Genomic DNA, 6,193 nt, shown 5'->3' on the forward strand with positions numbered 1-6,193 from the left:
TTTGATTTTTGCATTTGTTGGGGTATTAATTGGGACAGCGGTCGGGGTGTTGCCAGGGATTGGTCCGATGAGCGGCGTCGCCTTGCTTATTCCTGTTACCGCTTCCATAACGGGCGGTCTCCCTCCTGAGCAAGCGGCAACCAGTGCAATCATTCTCCTTGCTGGTGTCTACTACGGAGCAATGTATGGCGGGTCCACAACTTCTATTCTATTAAATACACCGGGAGAGTCATCATCGGTAGTGACAACATTAGATGGTTATCAAATGGCGAAGAAGGGACGGGCAGGGAGTGCCTTGTCCATTGCAGCGATTGGGTCATTTGTGGCAGGAATCGTCACATTAATCGCCTTAATTGTCCTAGCGAAGCCATTGTCAAATCTAGCCCTTAAATTCGGTCCTGCCGAATATTTCTCGCTTATGCTGTTAGGACTCGGCGCTGTTAGCGGGTTGGCAGGAAAGTCCGTTACGAAAGCATTAATTATGACGGTAAGCGGCTTACTGCTTGCCACTATCGGAATTGATAATGTGTCTGGGATTGGCCGTTTTACCTTTGATATTCCCTGGCTATACCAAGGAATTGAATTTTTGACGATTGCCGTAGGTTTGTTTGCCCTTGGTGAGGTTTTCAAGACCATCTTAGAAAAAGAGGAAGAAGATAATCAAATGGCAAAAATTAATAATTTATTGCCTTCCAAAGATGAATTGAAAGAATCTGTGGGTCCAATTGCCAGAGGATCGATCCTAGGTTTTTTTATCGGGATTTTACCCGGAGCAGGCGCGACACTCGCATCCTTTTTCTCGTACATTTTAGAAAAGAAGATTTCTAAAAACCCGTCAAAGTTTGGAACTGGAATGATAGCAGGTGTGGCTGCACCAGAATCGGCGAATAATGCAGCCTCTGGTGGAGCAATGATCCCATTATTAACATTAGGAATACCTGGATCGGGCACAACCGCCATTTTAATGGGAGCACTAATGATGTATAACGTGCAACCGGGTCCGTTATTATTCGAAGATCATCCCCATGTAGCGTGGGGGTTGATTGCCAGTATGTTTGTTGGAAATATTATGCTGTTGATTCTCAATCTCCCACTCGTTAAGGTGTTTGCAAAAATTATTCAAACCCCTAAGCAATATTTAATTCCTATTATTATCGCCATCTCCATATTCGGCGTTTATGCGGTACAAGTCTCAATTAATGACCTTTTACTATTATTAGGTTGCGGTGTAATTGGCTATTTTTTAAATAAACATGATTATCCGATTGCCCCATTAGTGTTAGGACTTGTACTAGGTCCAATGATTGAGAATAACCTGCGTCGAGCCTTAACGATTTCAAATGGCGATTTTGCTCCATTTTTCACACGTCCCATCTCATTAGGTTTCTTAATTATGACAGTTCTTTGGCTGGTAATTCCGGTATTAATGAAGATGAGAGGAAAAAATGTGGTTGTTAATGAAGAAGGATAAGATTTATAAATTTCAGATTATTACAAAAGACTCCTTTTTTTAAGGGGTTTTTTTCTATATGATAGATATAGAGGTGCTTGTATGCGGTTACATACGAAATTAATGGTAGGTATTTTTATCGTAATCATGTTAATTGGCGGGATTTTCGAAATCACTTTTACAAATATAATGGAGTCCAATCTTAAGGATGAAAAAGGAACGAAGGCCTTGTCTGTGGCACAGTCTATCTCGAATATGCCAGATATTCAAAAAGCTTTTGCTAGCTCCAAGCCTTCCGCCATTATTCAACCTATAACAGAGAAAATTAGAAAGCAGGTTGGTGCGGAATTTATTGTGGTAGGGAATCGACAGGAAATACGCTACTCCCATCCAGATCCTAGCCGTATAGGACAAAAAATGGTTGGCGGAGATAATGATCGAGTCTTTAAAGGAGAATCGGTTATCTCAGAATCTATCGGTACCCTTGGTCCCTCCTTAAGGGGAAAAGCCCCGATTATTAGTAATGGTAAAGTAATTGGTGTCGTTTCAGTAGGATATCTTCAAACAGATATCGAAAAAGAAGTATCAAAGATAAGAAATAAAATCTTTATCGCAACGATGATCATTTTAGTAGGAGGATTACTAGCGGCCTTATTAATCTCTTTAAATATTAAGAGAGCGATTTTCGGACTTGAACCGAAAGAAATCGCTTGGATGTACCAGGAAAAACACGCCATATTAGAATCCATCCATGAGGGAATTATAGCAATCGATACGAATGGGTGCATAACAGTGGTCAATGAAACCGCACATAAAATTCTTCATGTTCCTAATGAGGTTCTACTGCGTGGAAAACAAATAGAAGAGGTGCTGGAAAATACGCATCTTTACGAAGTGGTTCGAACGGGAAATGCGGAATATGATAGGGAGCTTACCATTTTAGGTGAGGTATTTTTGGTTAATCGTATCCCAATTTTTAATAAAAAAGGAGAAGTAGTTGGAGCTGTTGCCAGTTTCAGAAACAAGTCAGAACTTTCCAATTTGATTCAGGAATTGTCCCATGTGAAAGCATATGCTGAAGGGTTACGGGCCCAGACACATGAATATTCCAACCGGCTATACACACTTCTTGGCTTAATCCAACTTGGCTCCTATAAAGAAGCAATTGATTTCATTTCAAGGGAAGTGGATGTAGCACAAGGGTTCATTAGCTTCCTAATGAAGGAAATACCTGACCCGATCATTGCTGGATTTATTTTAGGAAAGGTAAGTTTATCCAGTGAATTAAAAATAAATTTTACAATAGACCGAGAAAGCAGCTTTAAGGATGTCCCAGCGAATATCAGCCGGGATACGTTAGTGACAATTATCGGTAACCTCGTAAATAATGCTTTTGAAGCTGTGAGAGAAAATGAGAAGGTTGAAAAAAGAGTTTCTCTGTTTCTAACAGACCTAGGAAAAGAACTGATCATTGAAATTGAAGACAACGGAAAAGGCATTGACATGAATCTGAGTGAACAAATTTTCCAAGCTGGCTTTTCTACAAAAAACCGCCAAAGCAATGCGGGAATTGGGTTAAGTCTTGTCAAGGAAGCCATTAGGGGCTTAGGGGGATATATTACTTTTTCCTCAGAAGAAGGGGAAGGGACGATTTTTACAATAGCGATACCAAAACACAGGGGGTGTTTGAATGAAGCGGAATCGGGATATAGAAGTGTTAATTGTGGAGGATGATTTGCGGATAGCTGAAATTCAAAAACGATTTATTGAACAGATTGCTGGTTTTCAAACGGTAGGTATTGCGGCAAGTTATCTAGAGGCAAAAACCTATATCGATCTCTTACAGCCAGACCTACTCTTGTTGGATGTATACTTTCCAGACATGAATGGTATTGATTTACTGAAGGAAACAAAGCAGCAAACGAAACAAATGGATGTTATCATGATAACCGCCACAAAAGAGATTCATAAGGTTCAAGAGGCCATTAGCATTGGTGTGTTTGATTATATGATTAAGCCTGTTGTTTTTGAGAGATTCAAACAATCGTTGCAAAGGTATCAGGAATTCCATACAAAGCTAGTAGAATTGAGGGATGAGAATCTTCATGTCACGCAGCAGCAGGTGGACAAGCTGCTGCGAAAAGAGATAGAAGGATCCATAAGCGATAAACCTTACCTGCCGAAGGGAATTGATCCGCTTACACTTGATAAAGTTCTGGATGTTCTGTCGAAAGTGGATTTCGGATTAACTGCGGAATTGGTTGCCAAAGAAATAGGCGTCAGTAGGACAACAGCGAGAAGATATCTTGAACATCTCATGGCCGAGGAGAAAATTGCTGCGGATTTAGCATATGGAACGGTGGGACGCCCTGAACGGGTTTATTTGGTTAAGGGTGGATTAAAACAGCATAGCCACTAATAAGAAGAAGGCTCAAAGGGAGCCTTCTTTAAATGTTTTCAGAAGAGTATTGGAAATTTTCTCAGAAGATATCGAGAGTAACCCTATTTTGTTGTTGGTTTCAATAAAAAGAATTGCGAAAAAATTCTACTGCCATGGGGTTATTTGGCGGAGAGTTTCTATTGTCTGAAATGAACTTCTTTGAAAAACAAATTGTAAAAAAGGTGAGCGGTGCAACGATTGACCAATCGAATTTAGATTATGATGGGATTAAGGAATTTGCTTCAAAATTAAATAATGTACAGACACTAGTTTACTGAGGTGAGTGTGTAGTACTTTTTAGGTGAACGTTACTGCTTTGGCAGGACGTTTTTTTATTGTGCTAAAACGGGTGGGAGGGGTTAATATTGGAACAATCACGCAGGGCGTGAATTTTTTGTCATATTTTGCTTATAAAAGTTTGCAAGTAGGACAATAATGAGTGAGGTCTTATTACAACAAGGAAGAGGATTTAAATGAAGATTTGGTTTAACAGATGGTTTACAACCGTTTCCCATTCCCTTGATATGATTAGGGATAACCAGGATAAGCGAAAATTTATTATTTACGGGACTCATCCAAACAAGGATGCACTCTATTTACAGAATTGTGATTATGCCTTCGTCGAGCCTGATGTATCTGGTGAGGAATATATTGATTTTTGTATCGAGTTTTGTCGAAAGCACGGGATTGATATTTTTGTCCCGCGGAAAGAAAATGTCCTAATCTCGAAAAAACTTAGTGAGTTTGAGGCGTTGGGAGTAAAAGTACTAGTATGTCCAGACGCCAACTTGATGGAGACAATGGATAATAAAGCAGAGACGTATCAAATTTTATCAAATGGGACAGCAAATTTTTTGATCCCCGATTATTATGTCGTGAATAACCTAAAAGACTTTAAAATTGCGTATGAAAAAATCAAGGAAAAAGGCCATACCGTGTGTTTTAAACCAGTGATTGGTGAAGGTGCAAAGGGATTCCGGGTCATTAAAGACCAAATTGATTCAATTAGCCAGCTTTTTAATCATGGAACGGGCTACCGCATCCCTTATCGATATGCATGTGAAATTTTAGGTCAACAAGAAACATTCCCAGACTTAATGGTGTTGGAATTTTTAGAAGGAAGAGAATATAGTATCGATTGTTTATCGTCGCATGATAAACTATATGCCGCCATACCTCGAATGAAGGGGGATGGAAGAGTTAGAGAGCTAGTGGAAAGGGCCGAACTCATTAAACTGGCACACGATTTTCATAAGGAATTTAGGGTACCATATGTTTTTAATATTCAAGTAAAATACAACAACGACGGTATACCGAAGCTATTGGAAATTAATCCGCGCATGAGCGGTGGAATGCATTTTAGTTGCCTATCGGGGATAAACATCCCTTATTTGGCACTTAAAATTTTGCTGGGTGAAGAGGTAGAGTTGGTTAAACCGAGGTTTGGCATTCGGGCAAGTCATATTGAAAAAGAAATGATTTTGAAATATGGAGATATTAGCTAATCGACGGAAATATACAAAGAATAGAGCGGTTATGAAATTTTTTTCAAACCGCTCTTTTCTCTATTGGTTACTATTATTTAAAGAAAACTTTATCAATATTGTATTTTGCATGTAAAGTATTGATAAGATAGGTTTCGTATATTTCTCTCTCCATCGGATCTTCCACAATACATACCGCAATCTTATAGACTTCATCCCGGTACAATTTGATCGGCGAAACTGAATCTTCAAAATGTCTTTTTACGCGAGGTCGTAATTTCCTAGCTTTACCCACAAATAGTAATTCGTCATTTGCGTTTGAAAAAAGAATAATCCCACCTTTGTCTCTTGGGATTTTATTGTAATCTGTAAATCCATAAACGCTGCTTAGAGGCGCTTCAACTTTTTCTCCAACTTGATTCTTCTTCGTAATCACCACATCGGGATTAGGCATTTCAATTTTAATCATTAAAAAAATCGCTCCTTGCTTAAAATAAACGGTTCACCCGTTTTGCTAACAGTTCATTATAGCACAAACAATTGGTAATAAGATTTGACTTTCTTATTTTAACCATTTTTCGTTGCCAAAAACCAGAGGCTCTGTGATTTTATCGGAAGAGTTCAAATAAAAGTAGAAAAATATTCCTTATTTTTGTTAAACTTAAGGAAGAATGGTGATTTTGGTGGTTCTATAGGGTTTAATTGTTATTAGCTTTCTATCAAAAATAGAAGGTGACATAAATAATGAAGGTAGAAAGGGTGTTTTTATGGGTATTTCATTGTCAAAAGGACAAAAGGTCGATTTAACAAAAACAAATC

The 6,193-nt window shown here is 38.7% G+C and carries 6 protein-coding genes; 5 read left to right on the forward strand and 1 reads right to left on the reverse strand.

What is annotated here, in order from left to right; genetic code table 11:
- Position 1 precedes the first annotated feature (1 nt).
- From V7137_RS26775 to V7137_RS26795, 5 genes are all read left to right on the forward strand, one after another.
- Positions 2–1,471, forward strand: a complete 1,470-nt coding sequence (locus V7137_RS26775) for a tripartite tricarboxylate transporter permease (RefSeq protein ID WP_335700891.1) — start codon at positions 2–4, stop codon at positions 1,469–1,471.
- An 81-nt stretch (positions 1,472–1,552) separates the two neighbouring features.
- A complete protein-coding gene (locus V7137_RS26780; protein WP_335700892.1) occupies positions 1,553–3,184 on the forward strand; it encodes a sensor histidine kinase in 1,632 nt (543 codons plus the stop codon).
- A complete protein-coding gene (locus V7137_RS26785) occupies positions 3,141–3,869 on the forward strand; it encodes a response regulator (RefSeq protein WP_335700893.1) in 729 nt (242 codons plus the stop codon). Before V7137_RS26780 ends, V7137_RS26785 begins: the two co-directional genes overlap by 44 nt.
- 161 nt (positions 3,870–4,030) lie before the next feature.
- Positions 4,031–4,168: a hypothetical protein gene (locus V7137_RS26790; protein WP_335700894.1), complete on the forward strand. Its 138-nt coding sequence runs from the start codon at positions 4,031–4,033 to the stop codon at positions 4,166–4,168.
- A 195-nt stretch (positions 4,169–4,363) separates the two neighbouring features.
- Entirely contained in the window at positions 4,364–5,395 is a 1,032-nt protein-coding gene (locus V7137_RS26795; protein ID WP_335700895.1) for an ATP-grasp domain-containing protein, read from the forward strand.
- A gap of 73 nt (positions 5,396–5,468) precedes the next feature.
- Here V7137_RS26795 and V7137_RS26800 read toward each other — a convergent pair whose 3' ends face one another.
- A complete protein-coding gene (locus V7137_RS26800; protein WP_335700896.1) occupies positions 5,469–5,843 on the reverse strand; it encodes a nucleotide excision repair endonuclease in 375 nt (124 codons plus the stop codon).
- Positions 5,844–6,193 lie beyond the last annotated feature (350 nt).

The sequence above is a fragment of the Neobacillus drentensis genome (genome assembly GCF_036962765.1).
Lineage (GTDB): Bacteria > Bacillota > Bacilli > Bacillales > Cytobacillaceae > Neobacillus > Neobacillus drentensis_C.

Coding starts and splice junctions, on each gene's coding strand:
- V7137_RS26785 (WP_335700893.1), top strand. CDS start 3,141: ATGAAGCGGAATCGGGATATAGAAGTGTTAATTGTGGAGGATGATTTG.
- V7137_RS26800 (WP_335700896.1), bottom strand. CDS start 5,843: ATGATTAAAATTGAAATGCCTAATCCCGATGTGGTGATTACGAAGAAG.
- V7137_RS26795 (WP_335700895.1), top strand. CDS start 4,364: ATGAAGATTTGGTTTAACAGATGGTTTACAACCGTTTCCCATTCCCTT.
- V7137_RS26780 (WP_335700892.1), top strand. CDS start 1,553: ATGCGGTTACATACGAAATTAATGGTAGGTATTTTTATCGTAATCATG.